Source organism: Bradyrhizobium sp. Kon37, from assembly GCF_055807535.1.
The window spans coordinates 82762-103051 of the sequence record NZ_JBVVOY010000012.1; the positions used below are offsets into that span (position 1 = coordinate 82762).

The 20290-nt window shown below is 63.9% G+C and carries 19 protein-coding genes; 11 read left to right on the forward strand and 8 right to left on the reverse strand.

Annotated features, from left to right (window positions below; translation table 11 throughout):
- Positions 1-7 precede the first annotated feature (7 nt).
- Complete coding sequence (locus tag AC0L3J_RS22060; protein WP_473348292.1) at positions 8-1258, forward strand: flavin-dependent oxidoreductase; 1251 nt, start codon at positions 8-10, stop codon at positions 1256-1258.
- 9 nt (positions 1259-1267) lie between these two features.
- Here AC0L3J_RS22060 and AC0L3J_RS22065 read toward each other — a convergent pair whose 3' ends face one another.
- Positions 1268-1723, reverse strand: a complete 456-nt coding sequence (locus AC0L3J_RS22065) for a cupin domain-containing protein (protein ID WP_473348293.1) — start codon at positions 1721-1723, stop codon at positions 1268-1270.
- A 29-nt stretch (positions 1724-1752) separates the two neighbouring features.
- On the reverse strand, positions 1753-2928 hold the full coding sequence (locus AC0L3J_RS22070; RefSeq protein WP_473348294.1) for an ABC transporter substrate-binding protein: 1176 nt from the start codon (positions 2926-2928) through the stop codon (positions 1753-1755).
- 248 nt (positions 2929-3176) lie between these two features.
- On the opposite strand from AC0L3J_RS22070, the gene AC0L3J_RS22075 reads away from it, so the two are divergent.
- The 3 genes from AC0L3J_RS22075 (at position 3177) to AC0L3J_RS22085 (ending at position 6013) form a co-directional block, all read left to right on the forward strand.
- Positions 3177-3695, forward strand: a complete 519-nt coding sequence (locus tag AC0L3J_RS22075; protein WP_473348295.1) for a MarR family winged helix-turn-helix transcriptional regulator — start codon at positions 3177-3179, stop codon at positions 3693-3695.
- 146 nt (positions 3696-3841) lie between these two features.
- The gene (locus AC0L3J_RS22080; RefSeq protein WP_473348296.1) at positions 3842-5533 is read left to right on the forward strand and encodes a benzoate-CoA ligase family protein; all 1692 of its coding nucleotides are present in this window, start codon (positions 3842-3844) and stop codon (positions 5531-5533) included.
- A gap of 21 nt (positions 5534-5554) precedes the next feature.
- Positions 5555-6013, forward strand: a complete 459-nt coding sequence (locus AC0L3J_RS22085; RefSeq protein ID WP_456769850.1) for a RidA family protein — start codon at positions 5555-5557, stop codon at positions 6011-6013.
- Between the two features lie 46 nt (positions 6014-6059).
- On the opposite strand, the gene AC0L3J_RS22090 is transcribed toward AC0L3J_RS22085, so the two are convergent.
- Positions 6060-6788 (reverse strand): CBS domain-containing protein, encoded by a 729-nt coding sequence (locus AC0L3J_RS22090; protein ID WP_473348297.1) that lies wholly within the window; start codon positions 6786-6788, stop codon positions 6060-6062.
- A gap of 190 nt (positions 6789-6978) precedes the next feature.
- On the opposite strand from AC0L3J_RS22090, the gene AC0L3J_RS22095 reads away from it, so the two are divergent.
- Positions 6979-8826: a PHA/PHB synthase family protein gene (locus tag AC0L3J_RS22095; RefSeq protein ID WP_456768944.1), complete on the forward strand. Its 1848-nt coding sequence runs from the start codon at positions 6979-6981 to the stop codon at positions 8824-8826.
- On the opposite strand, the gene AC0L3J_RS22100 is transcribed toward AC0L3J_RS22095, so the two are convergent.
- Both AC0L3J_RS22100 and AC0L3J_RS22105 read right to left on the reverse strand, forming a co-directional pair.
- A complete protein-coding gene (locus AC0L3J_RS22100; RefSeq protein WP_456768945.1) occupies positions 8823-9794 on the reverse strand; it encodes a CHAD domain-containing protein in 972 nt (323 codons plus the stop codon). The genes AC0L3J_RS22095 and AC0L3J_RS22100 overlap by 4 nt on opposite strands.
- A gap of 12 nt (positions 9795-9806) precedes the next feature.
- The gene (locus AC0L3J_RS22105; protein WP_456768946.1) at positions 9807-11339 is read right to left on the reverse strand and encodes a bifunctional aminoglycoside phosphotransferase/ATP-binding protein; all 1533 of its coding nucleotides are present in this window, start codon (positions 11337-11339) and stop codon (positions 9807-9809) included.
- A 191-nt stretch (positions 11340-11530) separates the two neighbouring features.
- Here AC0L3J_RS22105 and AC0L3J_RS22110 point away from each other — a divergent pair, with 191 nt between their 5' ends.
- On the forward strand, positions 11531-12361 hold the full coding sequence (locus AC0L3J_RS22110; RefSeq protein WP_456768947.1) for a universal stress protein: 831 nt from the start codon (positions 11531-11533) through the stop codon (positions 12359-12361).
- 69 nt (positions 12362-12430) lie between these two features.
- Positions 12431-15124 (forward strand): bifunctional acetate--CoA ligase family protein/GNAT family N-acetyltransferase, encoded by a 2694-nt coding sequence (locus AC0L3J_RS22115; protein WP_456768948.1) that lies wholly within the window; start codon positions 12431-12433, stop codon positions 15122-15124.
- A gap of 9 nt (positions 15125-15133) precedes the next feature.
- Here AC0L3J_RS22115 and AC0L3J_RS22120 read toward each other — a convergent pair whose 3' ends face one another.
- Positions 15134-15622, reverse strand: a complete 489-nt coding sequence (locus AC0L3J_RS22120) for a phage holin family protein (protein WP_456768949.1) — start codon at positions 15620-15622, stop codon at positions 15134-15136.
- Positions 15623-15898, reverse strand: a complete 276-nt coding sequence (locus AC0L3J_RS22125; RefSeq protein ID WP_456768950.1) for a hypothetical protein — start codon at positions 15896-15898, stop codon at positions 15623-15625. It abuts the gene before it with no gap.
- Positions 15899-16073: 175 nt separating this feature from the next.
- Between AC0L3J_RS22125 and AC0L3J_RS22130 the strand changes: the two genes are divergently transcribed.
- The 3 genes from AC0L3J_RS22130 to AC0L3J_RS22140 are packed head-to-tail and all read left to right on the forward strand — an operon-like array spanning position 16074 to position 19087.
- A complete protein-coding gene (locus AC0L3J_RS22130; protein WP_473348298.1) occupies positions 16074-17210 on the forward strand; it encodes an MlaE family ABC transporter permease in 1137 nt (378 codons plus the stop codon).
- Positions 17211-17212: 2 nt separating this feature from the next.
- A complete protein-coding gene (locus tag AC0L3J_RS22135; protein WP_456768952.1) occupies positions 17213-17980 on the forward strand; it encodes an ABC transporter ATP-binding protein in 768 nt (255 codons plus the stop codon).
- 3 nt (positions 17981-17983) lie between these two features.
- Entirely contained in the window at positions 17984-19087 is a 1104-nt protein-coding gene (locus AC0L3J_RS22140) for an ABC-type transport auxiliary lipoprotein family protein (protein ID WP_456768953.1), read from the forward strand.
- A 6-nt stretch (positions 19088-19093) separates the two neighbouring features.
- Here the strand turns inward: AC0L3J_RS22140 and AC0L3J_RS22145 are convergent, their stop codons facing one another.
- Positions 19094-19411: a c-type cytochrome gene (locus AC0L3J_RS22145; protein ID WP_456768954.1), complete on the reverse strand. Its 318-nt coding sequence runs from the start codon at positions 19409-19411 to the stop codon at positions 19094-19096.
- 147 nt (positions 19412-19558) lie between these two features.
- On the opposite strand from AC0L3J_RS22145, the gene AC0L3J_RS22150 reads away from it, so the two are divergent.
- A complete protein-coding gene (locus tag AC0L3J_RS22150) occupies positions 19559-20269 on the forward strand; it encodes a helix-turn-helix domain-containing protein (RefSeq protein WP_456768955.1) in 711 nt (236 codons plus the stop codon).
- The last annotated feature ends 21 nt before the right edge of the window (positions 20270-20290 follow it).

Here is a 20290-nt window from a genome sequence, read left to right on the forward strand (position 1 = left end):
GAGGGCGATGAAGGCGATTATCGTCGGTGGCGGTATCGGTGGTCTCACCACCGCATTGATGCTGCGTTCGCGGGGCCTCGCTTGCGAGATTTTCGAGCAGTCCGACACCATCCGCGAGCTTGGCGTCGGCATCAACACGCTGCCCCATGCCATGCGCGAATTGGCAGGCCTCGGTCTGCTCCAACAGCTTGACGATGTCGCGATCCGCACCGACCAGCTCTATTACCTCAACCGTCACGGCCAGGAAGTCTGGCGCGAGGCCCGCGGCGTCGATGCCGGCCACGATGTGCCGCAATTCTCGATTCACCGCGGCCGCCTTCAGGGCGTCATCCATCGCGCCGTCGAGAAGCGGCTCGGGCCGGAGGCCATCCACACCGGCTGCCGCCTCGGCGCCTTCACGCAGGACGAGAGCGGCGTCACCGCTTACTTCTTCGATCGCGCTGGCGCGCACATCCATACCGCGCGCGGCGACATTCTGATCGGTGCCGACGGCATCCATTCGCGGGTCCGTGACACGCTGTTCCCGAGCGAGGGGCCGCCGTGCTGGAACGGCCTGATGCTGTGGCGCGGTGCGCGGGATTGGCCGCTATTCCTCACCGGCAAGTCGATGATTGTGGCCGGCGGGCTCAACGCCAAGGTCGTGATCTATCCGATCGCGGAGGGATCGAGCCCGGCGAGCCGTCTCACCAACTGGGCGGTGCTGGTGAAGGTCGGCGAGGGCAATGCCCCGCCGCCGCGGAAGGAAGACTGGTCGCGGCCGGGCCGTCGCGAGGAGCTGATGCCGCATGTGGCGCGCTTCTCGGTGCCTTACGTCGACGTGAAGAGCCTGATCTCGGCCACGCCCGAGTTCTACGAATATCCGACCTGCGACCGCGATCCGTTGCCCTATTGGTCGTCGGGCAGAGTCACGCTGCTCGGCGATGCCGCGCATCCGATGTATCCGGTTGGCTCCAATGGTGCCTCGCAGGCCATCCTCGATGCGCGCTGCCTCGCCGACGCGCTGGTGCGCGCCGAGCATCCGCGCCAGGCGCTGCTTGAATACGAGAAGAAGCGGCTGCCCATGACCGCGGACATCGTCCGCTCCAACCGGCGCGGCGGCCCCGAGGGCGTCATCGACGCCGTCGAGCAGCTCGCGCCTGATGGTTTTGACAATGTCGACAACGTGCTGAGCTATTCTCAGCGCGAGGCGATCGTGCGCGGCTATGCCACCAAGGCCGGCTTCGCCGCAGTGCCGGGACTTGCGGCGGTGCGGGCGTGAATTGCGCTGCTAGCCGCCGGGAGGCGGCGGCAGGAAGTGGATGTTGAACTCGGCGGCCATTGCCACCACGTCCTCCGGCTTCTGTTCTTTCATGTTGTGAAGGCCCCAGAACAGGTCGAACAGCTTGCGGGTCGGTGACACCCAGAACAGCACCTTCGCGGTCTGCTCCGATTTGTTGAAGATGCCGTGCGGCACGCCCATGCCGAGCCGGATCAGGTCGCCCGCGGTCGCCTGCGACTCGGAATTGCCGAGTATGAAATCGAGCTTGCCCTCCAGCATGTAGAGATATTCATCCTGGTCGGGATGAATGTGCGGCGGCACGAACGTGCCCGGCGGCAGCGTCGCATGCCAGGAGAAGCTGTGCTCCGTGTTGCTCTTCGGCACATAGGTCTGGCCGAGGATGTTCCAGGAGATGCCCTGGATCCCCTCATTGGCCCGGGTGATGCCGGTGATTTCGCTTTTCATTGTGATCCTCCCTCGACGCGATGTGCGGCTTAGTTCGCCGCCTTGCAGTCCTTGGCGTAGCGGTCGCCGTAATTCTCAAAGACTTTCTGGACGATCTCGGTCTGGAACTTGCCGTCCGCGCGCTTGGCGACCTTGGTCAGGTAAAAATCCTGGATCGGATAGCCGTTGGTGTTGAACTTGAAGGCGCCGCGCAGCGAGGTGAAGTCGGCCTTCTTCAGAGCGGCCGCGACCGCGTCCTTATTGGAGAGGTCGCCCTTCACGGCCTTGACGGCGCTGTCGATCAGCATCGCGGCATCATACGCCTGGAAGGCGTAGGTACCAGGCACGCCGTTATAGGCGGCCTCGTAGGCGGCGACGAACTTCTTGTTCTGGGGATTGTCGAGATTGGGCGCCCAGTTCGCGCCGCCGAACATGCCGACCGCCGCGTCCTGCTGCGCCGGCAGGGTCGATTCATCCACCGTGAAAGCCGAGAGCACCGGAATGCTGTCGGCGAGGCCAGCCTGCTTGTATTGCTTGACGAGATTGACGCCGAGACCGCCGGGCATGAAAGTGAAGAGCGCATCGGGCTTCTGCGATGAAATCTTGGAAAGCTCTGGCTGGAAATCCAGCGTGTTGAGCGGCATGTAGGATTCTTCGACGATCTCGCCCTTGTAGTCGAGCTTGAAGCCCGCCACCGAGTCCTTGCCGGCCTGATAATTCGGCACCATCAAATACATGCGCTTGTATCCGCGATCCTGCGCGACCTTGCCGAGGATTTCGTGCACCTGATCGTTTTGATACGAGGTCACATAGAAGAACGGATTGCAGTCCTTGCCGGCAAAAGTGGACGGGCCGGCATTGGGGCTGATCAGGAAGGTTTTCGATTCCGTGACCGGCCGGTGGATCGCCTGGAGGATGTTGGAGAAGATCGGGCCGACCACGAAGTCGACCTTGTCGCGCTCCAGAAGGCCCTTGACCTTGGTGACCCCTGCGTCCGGCTTCAATTCGTCGTCGACCACGACGACCTCGACATCGCGGCCGCCCATCTTGCCGCCGAGATCCTTCATTCCGAGCGCAAAGCCGTCGCGAACCTGTTGGCCGAGCGCGGCGGCGGGTCCCGACAGGGTCACGATCACACCCAGCTTGATTTTCTCCTGGGCGAGGGAAGGGCTCACCGCAGTGCCAAGCAGCAAGGCGGCTGCGGCCAACGTCATTTGCGTCTTCATGATCTATCCCCCGTGATAACAGGACTTGCGTTGCAAGCCGCTACTCCAATCCAAGTTTATGCCGATGATTGCTGCCGCGGCAAGCTAAGCTCAAACTCGTCATCCTGCGGGCAGCGGTGCATGCAAGCGGCGCGCCAATTATTTGAAGCCTAAAGAAATCAGCATGCGGTCGATTGTTGCGGCTTTAGGCTTGCAGCCGGCTTCGATTTATTTGAAGCTCAAAACGTTGGGATTCCGTGCCGACGCCAATGCCGGCCGAGATTGACTGCATCAACATGCTCGATTCCGAGACCAAGGCCGTCGAAACTCCGGAGGATCACGCCGAAGAGCTTCGGCTGTGGCTGCGCCTCTTGACCTGCACGACGCTGATCGAGGGCGAGGTCCGTGGCCGGTTGCGGCAGCGCTTCGACGTCACATTGCCCCGTTTCGACCTGATGGCGCAGCTCGACAAGGCACCCGACGGCATGACGCTGTCCGACGTCTCCAAGCGCATGATGGTGTCCAACGGCAACGTCACCGGCCTCGTCGAGCGCCTCGTGGAATCCGGTCATCTCGACCGCCGCACGTCGGAGACGGACCGCCGCGTCCAGGTGATCCGGCTGACTAAACTCGGTCGCGCCGAGTTTCGCAGAATGGCCGCGGAACACGAAACCTGGATCGCCGATCTCTTCGCCGATCTGACGCCGAAGGATGTGCGCGAATTGATGCGGCTGCTCGCCAAGACCAAGGCATCGGCGCAGAAATCGGCCGCTCGCCGCCGGGCCTAGTGCGCGGCTGAGGCACCCGCCAATCCCGTTTGCCGCCGGAAAAAGCATAGGATGCCCAAAATCCGCTATTGCGCGAAATTGCTTTAAGCCTAAAATGTTTCCAAGTTAGTGCTGCCGGGTGCTTTCCATGCTGAAAGGAGCGTGCGATGGCCAACGCCGCCAAGGTTCAAGTCTCGGGCTCGCGTGACGACAACGCCGCGACAGCCCATGTCGATACGTTCGCGCGGCAGCATCTTCCGCCAGCCGAGCTCTGGCCGGAATTCGTCTTCACGCGACCGGAATTGCAATATCCGCCGCGCCTCAACTGCGTCAGCTATTTCCTCGACCGCTGGGTCGAGCAGGGACATGGCGACGCTCCTTGCTTGATCAGCCCCGCCGTCAGCTACACCTATCGTGAGCTCCAAACGGTCGTGAACCGCATCGCCAATGTGCTGGTGGGCAAGCTTGGTCTCGTCACCGGCGGGCGCGTGCTGCTACGTTCGGCCAACAATCCGATGATAGTCGCGACCTATCTGGCGGTGATCAAGGCCGGCGGCATCGTCGTGGCGACGATGCCGCTCTTGCGCGCCAAGGAGCTGTCCTATCCGATCCAGAAGGCGGAGATCACACTCGCGCTCTGCGATGGCAAGCTCGCCGACGAAATGGAGAAGGCGAAAGCCGCAGCCCCCGGCCTCAAGCGCGTGGTCTATTGGGGCAACGGCGGCAGCGACTCGCTCGAGGCGCTGATGGAGGATGCAAGTCCGGAGTTCAAAGCTGTCGATACTGCCTCCGACGACGTCTGCCTGATCGCTTTCACGTCGGGCACGACCGGCGATCCCAAGGGCACCATGCATTTCCACCGTGACATGCTGGCGGTGTGCGATGGCTATGCGCGCAACATCCTGCGCGCGGAGCAGAAGGACCGATTCGTCGGCTCGGCACCGCTTGCCTTCACATTTGGTTTCGGCGGCGTGCTGTTTCCGATGCACATCGGTGCCTCCTTCGTCGTTCTTGAGAAGACGGCGCCCGACGACATTCTGAATGCGATCGAGCTGTACAAGACGACGGTCTGTTTCACCGCGCCGACCGCGTACCGGGCGATGATCGGCAAGCTTCCGGGCCGCGATATTTCCTCGCTTCGCAAATGCGTGTCCGCCGGCGAGACGCTGCCCAAGCCGACATTCGATGCCTGGCAGAAGGCGACCGGCATCAAGCTGATGGACGGCATCGGCTCGACCGAGCTGCTGCACATCTTCATCAGCGCGACCGAGGACGAGATCCGCCCTGGTGCGACGGGCAAGCCGGTGCCGGGGTATGAGGCGAAGATCGTCGACGATTCCGGCAATGACGTTCCGCCGGGCACGATGGGGCGGCTCGCGGTACGCGGGCCGACCGGATGCCGCTATCTCGCCGACGAGCGCCAGCGCAAATACGTCCAGAACGGCTGGAACATCACCGGCGACACCTACCTGATGGATAGCGACGGCTATTTCTGGTATCAGTCGCGCTCGGACGACATGATCGTGTCGGCCGGCTACAACATCGCAGGCACGGACGTCGAGGCGGCGCTGCTCACGCATCCCGCCGTCGTCGAGTGCGGGGTCGTCGGCGCGCCGGACGAGGCGCGCGGCATGATCGTGAAGGCCTATGTCATTGCCGCGCCGGGCGTAACGCCGAACGCGGAACTCGTGGCCGCGTTGCAGGAGCATGTCAAACGCGAGATCGCGCCGTACAAATATCCGCGCGCGATCGAGTTCGTGACGCAACTACCGAAGACCGAGACCGGCAAGCTAAAGCGCTTTGCCTTGCGGCAACTGGCGCAGACCGCGGTGACGTCCTCCGGCGTCGCGGCGGGATGAGAGAAGGATAGAGAATTGTCCGTGACGACGCCGAAAGGCCCGCAGCTCGCGGTGCTGCCGACAGCAGCCGAGGACGAAGCCCGCTCCAGAGCGCAGGTGCTGCAGCCGTCCGGCTGGCCGGTGCCGAAAGGCTATGCCAACGGCATGGCCGCCGAGGGACGCATCGTCGTCACCGGCGGCGTCATCGGCTGGGATGCCGAGGAGCGTCTCGCGGAGGGGTTTGTCACGCAAGTGCGCCAGACCCTGAGCAACATCGCCGCGATCCTCGCGGAGGCCGGTGCGCAGCCCGAGCATCTGGTGCGCCTGACCTGGTACGTCGTCGACATGGACGAGTACCTGGCGAACCTGAAAGAGCTCGGCAAGGCCTATCGCGCCATCTTCGGCGCGCACTACCCGGCGATGGCGTTGGTTCAGGTCGTCCGGCTTGTCGAGAAGGCGGCGCGCGTCGAAATCGAAGCTACCGCCGTCATTCCGCGCTGAATTGCGATCGGCGCGCGCTCAGCTTGCCTTGGTCAGCTTGCTTTGGTCAGCTTGCTTTGGCGAGGTCATCGTCCTCGGGCGAGTTCAGATATATTCCTGACATGGTGTCGACCCAGCAGAGATGGTCATGCACCTTCTTCACGCCGATGACGTTCTCCGCTGCGACGACCGCGGCCTGTCGCACGCGCTCCTCGGTGATGACGCCGCTGAGATGAACGATGCCATCGCGGACGATGACGTTCAGCCCGAACGGGCACCAGTCGTTCTTCTCCATGGTATCGATGATGCGGCTGCGAATGTGATCGTCGTCCGCGGTCGGGTCGGGTACATCTCGGGCGAGGTCCGCCACCGCCTGGAGCAGGTTCGCCCGCGACACGATGCCGACGATCTTTTCGCCGCGGACCACCGGCAGACGCTTCACATTGTTCCGTTCCATGAGGTCAACGATCTCGGCAAGTGCCGCATCCTCGGTGGTGGTCACCGGTGAAGAGGTCATCACCTCCGAGACCTTGCGGCCGTGCTCGTGGACGAAGTCGCTGGCCGATTTGCCGGATCCGAGAATAAACCGCAGCCAGCGCCCGCGCTTGCGTCCCGTGCCGATTTCGCTGCGGCGGATGAAGTCGCCTTCCGAGACCACGCCGACCAGCTTGCCGGCATTGTCCACGACCGTGAGACCGCTGACATGCCGCTTCAGCATGATGTTTGCCGCCTCGACGATGCTGGTGTCCGGGGTAACCGAGATGACCGACCGGGTCATGATCTGATGGGCACGCATGGCAGTCTCCGCTGGCTTGTCGATGTCGATGCGCAAAACCTAGCTCCGGCGTGGTGCTGCGGCTTGATGCAGGTCAAGGGGTGAAGCGGGGCTCTTCCCGATGCCCGGACTTGATGCAGCTCAACGCGCATCCGAAGCCTCGCCATATCCTGCTGCCACGCAGCCAAGAAGCTGGCAGGAACATTCAGCCATGAGCGTCGTGCAGATATTTCCACGGGCCGAAGAGCCATCCGCGCAGGCTCTCTCCGTTAGCCCTGTCGTTGAGCCCGAAGCCTCTACGAGGGGCCCCGAAACGCCGGCTGGAATGCCGGTCGCCGCCGATCCCCTGCCTGTATCGGAGCCATACCCTCTCGACCGCGCGTTTCATGCGATGCTGGCGCGGTTGACGGGCGGGATTTCGCCGCTGGCCTTGTCGCTCGCCTGGCTCGATTGGAGCTCTCATCTGGCCGCGGCGCCCCAGCGTCAGGTGGAGATGTCGCGCAACGTGCTTCGCGACATGGGCCAGTTCGTGGAAGCCGCCGCGCATGCGACGTCGCAAAAGCCGTGGTCCGTGATTGCGCCGCAGGGGCGGGATCGTCGCTTCAGGGGTCCGCAGTGGGAAGCCGCACCGTTCAATCTGCTGGCGCAGGCGTTCCTGCTCGGAGAGCGCTGGTGGCACGATGCCACGACCGGCGTACGCGGCGTGTCGCACGCAAATGAAGCCGTCGTCGAATTCGCGATGCGTCAGATGCTCGACATGCTGGCGCCGTCGAATTTCGCGGCGACCAATCCGCAAGTGCTGGAGAAGGCGTTCCGGAGCGGCGGGGAGAATTTCGTATTCGGCTGGCAGAACTGGTGCAGCGACCTGATGCGCCTGCTCTCCGCCGCAACGCCGGCGGGTGACGAACAGTTTGTCGTCGGCAAGACGGTCGCGGCTTCGCCGGGCAAGGTCGTCTATCGCAACGCGTTGATCGAGCTGATCCAGTACCATCCGACGACCGCTCAAGTGCGACCCGAGCCAATCCTGATCGTGCCGGCCTGGATCATGAAGTACTACATCCTCGATCTATCGCCGCAGAATTCTCTGGTGAGGTATCTGACCGGCCAGGGCTTCACCGTATTCGCGATTTCCTGGCGAAATCCGGATGCCAAAGACCGGGATGTTGCCTTTGACGACTATCGCAAGCTGGGTGTCATGGCGGCGTTGGACATGATCGGCCGGATCGTGCCGGGCCAGAAGACCCATGCGCTCGGCTACTGCCTGGGCGGCACATTGCTGTCGATCGCTGTGGCTGCGATGGCGCGCGATGGCGACAAGCGACTGTGTACGACCACCCTGCTTGCCGCACAGACGGATTTCACCGAGGCCGGCGAGCTGACGCTCTTCGTCAACGAGAGCCAGGTCGCCTTTCTCGAGGACCTGATGTGGCAGCGGGGCTATCTGGACACGACGCAGATGGCCGGCGCGTTCCAGTTGTTGCGCTCCAACGAACTGATCTGGTCGCGGCTGTCGCACGACTATCTGATGGGCGAGGGTGCGCCACCGAGCGATCTGATGGCCTGGAACGCCGACGCCACGCGGCTGCCCTATCGCATGCACTCGGAGTATCTGCGAAAGCTATTCCTGGGCAACGATCTGGCCGAGGGCCGCTATCGTGTCGAGGACAAGAGCGTGTCGCTTTCCGACATCCATGCGCCGATGTTCGTGGTCGGTACGCTCGCCGATCACGTGGCGCCGTGGCGATCCGTCTACAAGATCCACTATCAGGTCGATGCCGACGTGACCTTTGTGTTGACCAGCGGCGGCCATAATGCCGGCGTCGTCGCGCCGCCGGACGAGTCCGGCCACAGCTATCAAGTGCTGATCAAGGCCGCCGATGCGCGCTATGTCGGCCCGGACGAATGGCTGAAGCTGGCACCGCAAGTCGAGGGATCGTGGTGGCCGGAATGGGCAGAATGGCTGGCCGCACACTCCGGGGCGCCCTGCGATCCGCCGCAGACCGGAGGCGGAGACCTTGACGGTTTGCCCGACGCGCCGGGAGACTATGTCCACACCTAATCCTCAGGCTGCGCATTCGGCGCAAGGTCGGCGGAGCGGAACGGCTTGGCCTTGTCCAGTTTCCGGTAGGCGTCCGAAGCGATCCGCAACAGTTTCTTTTCGCGCTTGCGGTTGAGGAAGCGAATGCCCGCTTCGGGGATGGCTACGTTCAATGACGCGGCCAGCGACTGCCCTCGCGCGTCGTCGTTCAATCGCCCAAGGGACTTTTGCGCCTTGCGCAATTGCTTGAGGATCGACTTCTGCCTGGTCAGCGACTCGTCGGCGAACAGGTCCTCGAGCGACTCGATCGAATAAGTCAGCCGCTTGTTGAGAAGCCGCAGCTTGTGCCGTTTCTCGACACCGAGCTTGCGGAGCTTACGCGCTTTCTTGAGCAGCGCCTTTTCCCATTCCGCGAGTTTCGCTGTTGCGTGGTCGGCGAGCGCGCAGCGGCGCAGCCTGATGGCCTCCTTGCTGCGGCGGGTCGACCAGGGGCCGCTCTCGATCCAGGCTGACGTCTGCTCGACGAGCCGGCGATACCGCGCGGATTGCAGCGCGCGCGCCAGCAGGCGGTGGCTCTCGGCGCGCTTCTCGTCCCAGTGCTGGAGCTCGGCAATCACGGTCAACTCGCCTCCACTCTCGGCGATGACCCGCTCGATCGCCACGTCGAGGTCCCGCACCATGCCGAGCTGGCTGTTCAGCCATTTCAGTTCGGTCCAGACCTCCGGCCGTACGGCGTCATCCACCATCGGCGAGAAGAAGCGGATGGCGGTGCGCAGATGCGTCAGTGCAATCCGGATCTGGTGCAGCGCCTCGGGATCGCCGCGGCAGGTGCCGTCATGCTGGGCGAGAACGGCGGCGAGGTGACGGCGGGCGATGATCCGGAACGCCGTATCGCAGACCATGCCGGGGCTGAGGCGGCCGGGCAGGACATTGTGCCTCGCCGCAGGCTTGACGCGCGCGGCCGTCGAATTCGTGCTGGGTCGCGCCATTTGCAGACTGCCTTACTTGCTCTCGGCGATCGCGTCCCGGCAGTTCTGGAGCGTCTGCTCTTGCGTCCCGGATGCATCGATGGTCGCCCAACCGACATGGCCGATATTATAGTGCTCTTGCAGCGCGGCAACCTCTTGCGTGGCGTCGGATGCGTCGCCCCGGCGGCCTCCGATCCGCGCCTGCCTGGTCGCGAGGTCCGCAACCAGAAAGAGGCCGCTCAGCGGCACGTTACGCTCGCGAGCCAGTGCTGCAACCGCGTCCCGTTCGTCCTCACGGGCGAACACACCGTCGATGATCGCTGAATGGCCTTGCGCCAGCACCCGCCCGGCGTGCTGAGCCAATATCTCGTAAACGCGGGCCGTGACCTCCGGTGTGTATGCGGATGCCGGCAGCCGGTCCGTGTCCTCGATCCCGAACATCTGCTTGCGGACGAGGTCGCTGCGCAGCACGACGGCGCCCGGCTGCGGCGAAACGTCCGGCGCGAGCGTGCGTGCCAAGATCGTCTTTCCGGTGCCTGACAGTCCGCCGACTGCAATCAGCCGGGGAGCGGGAGGATGGATCAGCGCGCGGGCGAGGCCAAAATAGCGTCGCGCCCCGTCGAGAAGGCTGGGATCATCGGAATGCGGCGGCTTCAGCCGTGCCAGCGCGACCTGGGCGCGGATTGCCGCCCGGATAGACATGAACAGCGGCAGTGCGGAGAGCGCGTCGAGATTTTCGACTGGAGTCGCGGCGAGATAGCGGTTCAGCACGATGTTGGCTGCGCGTGCCTGATCGTGGTGCAACAGATCCATCAATCCGAATGCGAGATCGTAGACCACGTCGGTGGTTGCCATCTGCGCATCGAATTCGATGGCGTCGAACAGCACCGGCTTCTCGTCGATCGACACGATGTTCGCAAGATGCAGGTCGCCATGGCAGCGGCGCACGAAGCCTTGACGGCCGCGCTCTTCGAGCAAAGGCCGGAGGCGGAGGAACATTGCGTGTGAGTCTCTGCCGAGTTCTGCGATCTCTTCGGTTTCGAAATGATTGCCGGTCCGCAGGCCATTGCTGTTGCCATCGATCAGGCCGGGGATGGAGGAAACCCATGCGCTGCCGTCGGCGCGAACAGCCTGCGCATGCGAAGCCACGATCGCGTCGGCGACAGCTGAGGCAAAAGTGTCATCCAGCGCCCCGGCGTTGGCCCGATGATCCAGCGTCCGGCTATCGTCGAAGCGCAACATCTCGACCGCATACTCGATCGGCCGGCCGCTTCCGTCGACCTTCACCGATCCATCGGGCTCTTCCGTGATCGCCACGACGCGGTGATAGATCTGCGGCGCCAGCGGCCGGTTGATCCTGATCTCCTCCTCGCACGCCGCCTTGCGCTTCTCGAGCGTCGAATAATCGAGGAATGGAAATTTCACGGCGCGCTTGATTTTCAGAGCACGCTTGCCTTCGAGAAAGACCGAAGCTGCGTGCGTATCGATCCGCCTCACGTTCGGATGATCCGCGGAATTGGTGAGCGCCGCAAAGATCCGGTCCTGGGTCGCAGAATCGTCTGTCATTCCAGCTGGTACGTCCAGATGCGTTAAGGCTGCTTGCCCCGCGATCAGGGTAATCCATAGAAGCAGATCGCGGCCAGTCCTTGACTTCGGTCAACGCCTGTTTCCTTCCGGCCGGTCGAAGTTCCCGGGCTTGACGAGGATCAAGCGTCCCGACCAAAGCCAGCCTATTCTGGTGCCTGAGGAGAATCCCGATGCCGATCAAGGACGTCTTTCTGCCGCTCGTCGGCCAGCCACGCGACCCGGCCCTTGCTGCGATCGAGAAATGCGTGGCCGTTGCTGCCGACCTCGGCGCCAGGATCACCGCGCTTGCACTCGAGGAGGATGTCTTCGTGCGGCCGAAGGTGATGCTCCCCGATGCGGCCGAGGCAAACGGCTCGCTTGGGGTGGGCGACAGTCAGCATCTCCTGGATGCGTTCACCCGCGCAACTTCCCGCACCGGCATTCGCGCTCAAAGCCGGTCGGCCAAGGTGCCGCCAGACCAGATCGCGTCAGTCCTGGCCGAGCACGGACGCTTCAGCGATCTCACGCTGGCCCCCGTGAAGCCGCACGACAGTCGCATCGAGCACATCATCGAGACGCTTCTGTTCGAATCCGGGCGGCCCGTGCTGCTTTGCCCGGAGCAGCATGTGGACAAACTGCGACCGGAATTCGAGAACGTCATGATCGCCTGGGATCACTCCGCGCGTGCGGCGCGTGCGGTCGGCGACGCGCTGCCTATCCTTCAGGCAGCAGCCCTGGTCCGCGTGGTGACCGTGGCGGACGACAAGTCAGACGCGATCGTGCAATCCGGGACGGCTCTGGTCGATCACTTGAGGGAACATGGGGTCTACGCCTCGTTCGAAACCACGACGGGCAGCGGCAGCTCGATTGGCAAGGTGCTCGGAAGCTGGGCGAATTCCCATGCCATCGATGCGATCGTGATGGGCGCCTACCATCATTCGCGCCTGAACGAGATCGTTTGGGGCGGTGTGACAAAGACCGTCATTGGCGAGCCACCGTGCTGGGTTATGCTCTCGTACTAGGCGGGTCGTCAGTTTATCGGCTTGATCGTCAACCATCGGAACCGCCACCGACCGGGCGCATTTGCTTTCATGTCAACCTATCGTCTGAAGAACCTGCTGTCGCCGCGTTCGGTCGCGCTCGTCGGTGCGAGCGCCCGCCCGGTGTCCGTTGGACGCGCCGTTCTGGAGAACATCCAGAAGGCTGGATTCTCGGGACAATTCGGCCTCGTCAATCCGCGCCATGCCGAGATCGGCGGCGTCGCGGCCGTGGACAGCCTCGACAAATTGCCGTTCGTGCCCGAGCTCGTGATCATCACCGTGCCGGCGCGCGCGGTTCCCGGCATCGTCGATCAAGCCGGGCGACGCGGCTCGGCGGGCGCCCTGATCGTCTCGGCCGGGCTCGGCCATGGACCGGGGTCCCTGCACGAGGCCGCCATCGCTGCGGCCCGCAAATACGGCATGCGGCTGATCGGGCCGAACTGCTTGGGCATCATGATGCCCGGCGTGAGCCTCAATGCCAGTTTTGCTGCGCACATGCCGGGGCCGGGGAATCTCGCGCTGATCTCGCAATCAGGCGCGATCGCGGCCGGCATGGTCGATTGGGCCGCGCAGCGCGGCGTCGGCTTCTCCGGCATCGTCTCGATCGGCGATCAAATCGACGTCGATGTTGCCGATCTGCTCGACCATTTCGCGATGGATCACAAAACCAGGGCGATTCTGCTCTACATCGAAGCCATCAAGGACGCGCGCAAGTTCATGTCGGCCGCGCGTGGCGCGGCGCGCGTGAAGCCGGTCGTCGTGGTGAAGTCCGGCCGAATGGCGCAGGGCGCGAAGGCGGCTGCCACCCATACCGGTGCGCTTGCGGGCGCCGACGCCGTCTATGACGCGGCGTTCCGGCGCGCGGGCGTCCTGCGGGTCTCTGATCTGCGCGAGCTGTTCGATTGCGCCGAGACACTCGGCCGCGTCGAGTCGCCGGCGGGAAAGCGCCTCGCCATCCTGACCAATGGCGGCGGCATCGGCGTCCTCGCTATTGACCGATTGGTCGAGCTCGGCGGCATTCCGGCGACCATCTCGGCCGACGCCCGCAAGAAACTCGATGACGCGCTGCCGCCGACCTGGTCCGGCGCAAATCCAGTCGACATCGTGGGCGACGCCGATGCGTCGCGCTATGCGGCAGCGCTTGAGGTGTTGCTTGCCGATCCCGACAATGATGCGGTCCTCGTCCTCAATGTGCAGACCGCGATCGCCTCGGCTGCCGATATCGCAACGATGGTGACCGAACGGGTCAAGGCATATCGCGAGAAGCACCGCAGTTGGGCCAAGCCCGTGCTCGCCTCGTGGATCGGAGCAGACCAGAACATCATCGAAACACTGTCCGGTGCGGGCATCCCGAACTATCCGACCGAGGATGACGCCGTGCGCGGCTTCATGTACCTCGTGAGGCACCGCGAAGTCGTGGAGGAGCTGAGCCAGGTTCCACCGGCGATGCCTGAGACGTTCGTGCCGGACGCACGTGCTGCAAAACAGATCGTAGCTGCTGCCATCGCCGATGGGCGCCAATGGCTCGAACCTGTCGAGATCAAGCACCTGCTCGAAGCCTACGATATCGCGATGGTGCCCACATACGCCGCGGCCGATATCGAGCAGGCGGTGGCCTACGCGAGCGACATCTTTGCGCAAGGCGCCACGGTCGTGCTGAAGATCATGTCGCGTGACATCGTCCACAAATCCGACGTCGGCGGCGTCGTGCTCAATCTGACGACGGTCGAGGCGGTGCGCGCCGCCGCCACCGACATTCTCGCTCGGGCAAGAAAGCTGCGTCCGCAAGCCCGCATTGAGGGCGTCATCGTGCAGGCGATGGTCGTCAAGGCGAAGGCGCGCGAGTTGATTTTGGGTCTCGCCGACGATCCCACCTTCGGCACCGTCGTGGTGTTCGGCCGCGGCGGGACCGCGGTCGAGATCATCAACGACAAGGCGCTTGCGCTGCCGCCGCTCGATCTGCAACTGGCCCGCGATCTGATCGACCGCACCCGCGTGTCCCGGCTGCTTCGCGCTTACCGGGACGTGCCGGCGGTGAAGCCTGACGCCGTCGCCATGGTCCTGGTCAAGCTGGCGCAGATGGCCGCCGACATTCCCGGGATCCGTGAATTCGACATCAATCCGCTGCTGGCGGACGAAACCGGCGCGACCGCGGTCGATGCCCGCGTCGCAGTCGGGTCGCCGCAACGGAAATTTGCGGGCTCCGGCGCTGCCAATTTCGCCGTTCGGGCCTATCCGTCGCAATGGGAGCGCCGCCTCAAGCTCAAGGAGGGCTGGCGGATCTTCGCGCGGCCCCTGCGTCCGGAGGACGAGCCGACCATCCACGCATTCCTGAAGCATGTCACGGCGCACGACCTTCGTCTGCGCTTCTTCGCGCCGATGAAGGAGTTCACCCACGAGTTCATCGCGCGCCTGACCCAGCTCGACTATGCGCGGGCGATGGCCTTTATCGCGTTCGACGAGGCGAACGGCGAGATGGTCGGCGTGGTCCGACTCCATTCGGACTCGATCTACGAGAGCGGTGAATATGCGATCCTGCTGCGCTCCGATCTCAAGGGCAAGGGGCTGGGATGGGCCCTGATGCAGCTGATCATCGACTACGCGAGATCGGAGGGGCTCAAAGCGATCTCCGGTGATGTTCTCAGGGAGAACACCACGATGCTCGAAATGTGCCGGCAGCTCGGCTTTGAGGTGAAGCCGGATCCCACTGAACCGGATATTTGCGACGTCAGGCTGAAACTCTGAGCTCGACCGCTATGAGCGGGCTTCAGCCGGATTTGCGGCGGGGGCCTCCTTGGCCGTTCTCCGCAAAGTCTTTACCAGGACCGCAATCAGCGGCACCAGCACGGGCAACATCGTGCTGAGCGGATGATGCACGGCGCCCGACATTTGGGCCTTGAATGTGCGTGCCTCGAGCTGAAGCGCTTCGATGGATGCGCCGTGAATCTCGTTGGCGAGTTCGATGTCGCGACCTGAAGGCGGCCGGCCGGCAATCACAAAGAGAATTGCGGCGATGGCAAAATTGACGGCGCCGAGAATGGCGGCCGCGCCAATGGCACTCCATATCTGCACCAGTGCGAAATAGGCGGACAGCTCCAGCATCAGGAGCCCGAACGCGGCGATCAGCGCCGCAAAGGCACGCAGGCCTAGGCCGATCAGCAGGTGGCGCAGCCTGATGTCCGCGATGATCCTGTCGGTACGCCAGAGCACACGCAGATGTTTGACGACATTTTCCGTGTTCACCTAGTGCCTCCGCAGCGCAAATCCGACGACCACGCCGAGCGCGAAGGCCGAGGCCAGTGATGTGAGCGGGCGGTCCGCAATGAGGCCCTGAAGCTGGTCCTGCTCCTCGTCGACGGTCTCGCCGAGCTCGGCGAGCGCGGCCTTGATCTGATCGGCAAGTGCCTCCGCGCGGTCTTTCGAACTGTCGAACATCTCCTCGCCGGCCGTGCTCAGCAAGCGTGTGACGTCAACCTTCAGCGTGCGCAGTTCTTCGCTCATCCTGTCGCGGTCGAACATGGATCTGATTTCCCCGTTAATGGAAACAAACCTAGGACTCGCCGGCCCGACCGCGCTTGATTTGCGTCAAGGAGGCAGACGCGTCGTGGTCTTGAGACAGGTCAAACCGGCTGCCACATGCTGGCCTAGAATGACCGGCTGAATGGGGACCCGGTTGTCCCGATGAGGTGGAAGCGTGAACTCCGAACCGCTGTTGCTGGCAACGCCCTCCGGCGAAGAGCTGAAATTGTGCCCGGAAGGGCCGTGGATTGCCGCGAACGTGTCGATGCTGGAGACATTGTCCCGGTCGGTCGGGGCGGATGTCGATCGATCCAGAGCCGTGACCTTGGACATGTCGGGCGTCAGCGCACTCGACACGCTCGGCGCCTGGGTCCTGGAAAAGCTGTCGCGCAGGGCTTCATCATCCGGCAGGTCGGCCGAGTTTATCGGTGTCGCCGACCATTTCAGTGGCCTGATGGACGAGGTGCGCCAGGTCAACCGCCACACCCCACCGCCGGCGCCCGCACCCAACCCTGTTCTGCTCAGGTTGAACGATCTCGGCAAGTCCACGGTCGGCGCGCGCGAAGACATCACGATCTTTCTTCAAATGCTGGGCGCCTTGTTCATGGCCGTGATCGGCGTGCTGCGCCGGCCGCGCTCGCTGCGGCTGACATCGCTGATCTACCAGCTCTACCGCATCGGCTGGCAGGCCATCCCCATCGTCGTGCTGATCACCTTCCTGATCGGCGCCATCATCGCCCAGCAGGGATTTTTTCATTTCCGCAGGTTCGGCGCGGAGTCCTACACCGTCGACATGGTCGGCATCCTGGTGCTGCGCGAGCTTGGTGTGCTGATCGTCGCCATCATGGTCGCCGGCCGCTCGGGAAGCGCCTACACCGCCGAGCTCGGCTCGATGAAGATGCGCGAGGAGATCGACGCGCTCTCGACCATGGGCCTCGATCCCGTCCACGTCCTGATCCTGCCGCGGGTTGCTGCCCTGGTGATTGCGCTGCCGATCCTTGCCTTCATCGGATCGATCGCCGCACTCTATGGCGGCGGCCTGGTCGCGCAGTTCTACGGCGGCATGGCGCCGGCGATCTACATCGCGCGGCTGCACGAGGCGATCTCGGTCACCCATTTCGAGGTGGGCATCCTGAAGGCGCCGTTCATGGCGCTGGTGATCGGAGTCGTCGCCTGCAGCGAGGGCTTGCGCGTGAAGGGCAGCGCCGAGTCGCTGGGACGACAGACCACGACGTCGGTGGTCAAGTCGATCTTCCTGGTGATCGTGCTCGACGGCCTGTTCGCGATCTTCTTCGCCTCGATCGGAATGTGATCATGGGCGAATCGCAAGAGCAGTTCGCGATCCGCGTCCGCGACCTCGTGGTCGGCTTCGGCCGGCAGACCGTGCTCGATCATCTGTCGCTCGACGTGCGCCGGGGTGAGATCCTCGGACTCGTGGGGGCGTCCGGTGGCGGCAAGTCGGTCCTGATGCGAACCATCATCGGCCTCATCCCGCGCCAAAGCGGGACCATCGAGGTGACGGGACGGCCAATCGGCGGCCGCACCGAAGGCGCGGCCACGACATGGGGCATCCTGTTCCAGCAGGGCGCGCTGTTCTCCTCGCTGACGGTCCGGCAGAACATCCAGTTTCCGCTCCGTGAAAATCTCGTGCTGTCGCAGGAGCTGATGGACGAGATCGCGATCGCCAAGCTCGAAATGGTCGGGCTGCGGGCGCAGGACGCCGATAAATATCCGGCGGAGCTGTCCGGCGGCATGACCAAGCGAGTGGCGCTGGCGCGCGCGCTCGCACTTGATCCGCTGATCCTGTTCCTGGACGAGCCGACATCAGGCCTCGATCCAATCGCGGCGGGCGATTTCGACGCGCTGATCGGGACCCTGCAAAAGACCCTCGGCCTCACCGTGTTCATGGTCACCCATGATCTGGCGAGCCTGACCACGGTCTGCGACCGGGTCGCCGCGCTCGCCGACGGCAAGATCGTGGCGATCGGTCCGATGCGCGAATTGCTGCAATCCGAGCATCCCTGGGTGCGGGCCTATTTCCACGGCAAGCGCTCGCAGATGCTGCAACACGAGATGAGATGAGACATGGAAACACGCGCTCCCTACGTGCTGATCGGCAGTTTCGTCCTGGCCGCGATCCTCGCGGTGTTCGGCTTCGTCTATTGGCTGAACAACACCGGCGGCATCGGACCGCGCACCAGCTATCACGTGCAATTCCAGGGCCCGGTGCCCGGTCTTCTGGTCGGCGCCGGCGTGCTGTTCAACGGCATCCGCGTCGGCGAGGTCACCCAGCTAGGCCTTGCGCCGGACAATCCACGCTTCGTCAATGCGACGATCTCGGTTGCTTCAACCACGCCGGTGCGCGCCGACAGCAAGGTCGGGCTTGATTTCCAGGGGCTGACCGGCGTGCCGGTGGTGACGCTGGAGGGGGGCGTCATCGTCACCAAATCCGGCGAGCCCCCGACCTTGATTGCCGAGGCCGGTGCGGGCCAGAGCATGACGCAGGCCGCGCGGGATGCATTGCGGCGGGTTGACACCGTGCTGGAGGACAATTCGGGCCCGCTGAAGGACACCATCGCCAATCTCAAGACCTTCTCCGACGGGCTTGCGCGCAACACCGGCAAGATTGACGGCATTTTGGCGGGCCTGGAGAAGATGACCGGCGGCGGAACGCCGGCGCAGAAAGTCACCTATGACCTGCGCACGCCGCAGAACCTCGGTCCGGCCGGCAAGACGCTCGCGGCGTCACTGGCCATTCCAGAGCCGACAGCGGTCGCCATGCTCCAGACCCAGCGCATGCTGTTTGCGCCCGGCGGCGACAATCCGGGCTTTGCGGACTTCCTCTGGGCCGACAGCATTCCCAAGCTGGTGCAGGCGCGGTTGATCGACAGTTTCGAGAACTACGACATCGCCCACGCGCCGCTGCGCACGGCCGATCTCGGGCAGGCGGACTATCAGCTGCTGATCGACATCAGGCGCTTCCGCATCGCCACGGAGGGGGAGGCACGGGTCGAAATCGGACTGTCGGCACGGATCGTCGACAAGAACGGCAAGGTGATCGCCTCGCGTCTCGTCGAGACCAGCGAAAAGCTCGACAAGGTCGAACCGGCCGCGGCGGTCGCAGCGTTTGATACGGCCTTCACGCGCATCGCGAAGGAGCTGATCGGCTGGACGGTGCAGGCGGTGTGAGGGCGGCTATTCCAGGGTCTTGAGGTAGGACAGGAGATCGTGGATCTGGTCCGGAGTGAGCTCGAAGGCCGGCATGTCGGCGTGGCCTGTGTTGATGCCCTCGGCCAGCGCCTCCCCAAGACTCTCGATGGGATAGCGCTGGTGCAGGGCTCGCAGCGGCGGTGCAATCTTGAGCGGACTGTTCGACGCACGGTCGATCGCGTGGCAGCGCACGCAATTGGCGCGCGCAAAGGCCTTGCCGCGTTGTTCGGCGGTCGGGGCCGCCAGGGCAGGTGTGATCAGAAGCAACCCGACCAGCCCGTGACGCAGCATTCCTTGCAGCATGTAAAGTGACCCCGTTTAAGTCTGGGAGAGAATAGGGCGGGGATTCCCTCCAAAATTGATCTGGGTCAACCGGCTTTGGCGCAGTGCAGTAAAATGCAGCCGCGCGACGGAATGGGCCTGATGGGCACCCGGCGCTTGGAGCGGTCGATGAAGCCCGTAGTCACGATTGAGCCGAACTGGCAGCTCTGCAGCGATTGCGCCGTCCGCGCATCGGCGGTTTGCTCGTCGTTGGATGCGGTCGAGCTTCGGGAATTCGAACATCTCGGCCGGCGCGTCCATTTTGCCTCAGGCGAGACCGTGTTCTCCGAGGAGGACATCACCACCTCGTTTTACAATCTCATCGAGGGCGTCATGCGGCTGTACAAGCTGCTGCCCGACGGCCGCCGGCAGATCGTGGGCTTTGCCTTGCCCGGCGATTTCCTGGGGATGAATATTTCCGGCAGGCACAATTTTTCGGCCGATGCGATCGGCACGGTGACCGTATGCCAGTTCGCGAAGGCACCCTTCGGCCGTTTCATCGAGGACCGGCTGCACCTCCTCAGGCGGATCAATGAGCTGGCAATTCGCGAGCTGAACCAGGCCCGGGACCACATGGTCCTGCTCGGCCGCCGTTCGGCGGGCGAAAAGGTGGCGGCCTTTCTGCTCGGCTGGCGCGAGCGGCTGGTCTCGCTGAAGGGGGCATCGGACACGGTCCCGCTTCCGATGAGCCGCCAGGACATCGCCGACTACCTCGGCCTGACCATCGAGACCGTCAGCCGCACCTTCACCAAGCTGGAGCGCCACGGCGTGATCGAGATCATTCATGGCGGGATCAGCCTGCTCGATCCGGCGAAGGTCGAGGCCCTGGCCGCAGCCTGATTCCGACGCAGCGCGGCTCGA

What these genes read in the sequence shown, in the direction of transcription:
- AC0L3J_RS22105 (WP_456768946.1), bottom strand. Translation starts at nt 11,339, where the DNA reads ATGACAGACGATTCTGCGACCCAGGACCGGATCTTTGCGGCGCTCACC.
- AC0L3J_RS22125 (WP_456768950.1), bottom strand. Translation starts at nt 15,898, where the DNA reads ATGTTCGACCGCGACAGGATGAGCGAAGAACTGCGCACGCTGAAGGTT.
- AC0L3J_RS22115 (WP_456768948.1), top strand. Translation starts at nt 12,431, where the DNA reads ATGTCAACCTATCGTCTGAAGAACCTGCTGTCGCCGCGTTCGGTCGCG.
- AC0L3J_RS22095 (WP_456768944.1), top strand. Translation starts at nt 6,979, where the DNA reads ATGAGCGTCGTGCAGATATTTCCACGGGCCGAAGAGCCATCCGCGCAG.
- AC0L3J_RS22070 (WP_473348294.1), bottom strand. Translation starts at nt 2,928, where the DNA reads ATGAAGACGCAAATGACGTTGGCCGCAGCCGCCTTGCTGCTTGGCACT.
- AC0L3J_RS22100 (WP_456768945.1), bottom strand. Translation starts at nt 9,794, where the DNA reads ATGGCGCGACCCAGCACGAATTCGACGGCCGCGCGCGTCAAGCCTGCG.
- AC0L3J_RS22110 (WP_456768947.1), top strand. Translation starts at nt 11,531, where the DNA reads ATGCCGATCAAGGACGTCTTTCTGCCGCTCGTCGGCCAGCCACGCGAC.
- AC0L3J_RS22090 (WP_473348297.1), bottom strand. Translation starts at nt 6,788, where the DNA reads ATGCGTGCCCATCAGATCATGACCCGGTCGGTCATCTCGGTTACCCCG.
- AC0L3J_RS22080 (WP_473348296.1), top strand. Translation starts at nt 3,842, where the DNA reads ATGGCCAACGCCGCCAAGGTTCAAGTCTCGGGCTCGCGTGACGACAAC.
- AC0L3J_RS22065 (WP_473348293.1), bottom strand. Translation starts at nt 1,723, where the DNA reads ATGAAAAGCGAAATCACCGGCATCACCCGGGCCAATGAGGGGATCCAG.
- AC0L3J_RS22145 (WP_456768954.1), bottom strand. Translation starts at nt 19,411, where the DNA reads ATGCTGCAAGGAATGCTGCGTCACGGGCTGGTCGGGTTGCTTCTGATC.
- AC0L3J_RS22135 (WP_456768952.1), top strand. Translation starts at nt 17,213, where the DNA reads ATGGGCGAATCGCAAGAGCAGTTCGCGATCCGCGTCCGCGACCTCGTG.
- AC0L3J_RS22060 (WP_473348292.1), top strand. Translation starts at nt 8, where the DNA reads ATGAAGGCGATTATCGTCGGTGGCGGTATCGGTGGTCTCACCACCGCA.
- AC0L3J_RS22150 (WP_456768955.1), top strand. Translation starts at nt 19,559, where the DNA reads ATGAAGCCCGTAGTCACGATTGAGCCGAACTGGCAGCTCTGCAGCGAT.
- AC0L3J_RS22075 (WP_473348295.1), top strand. Translation starts at nt 3,177, where the DNA reads ATGCCGGCCGAGATTGACTGCATCAACATGCTCGATTCCGAGACCAAG.
- AC0L3J_RS22140 (WP_456768953.1), top strand. Translation starts at nt 17,984, where the DNA reads ATGGAAACACGCGCTCCCTACGTGCTGATCGGCAGTTTCGTCCTGGCC.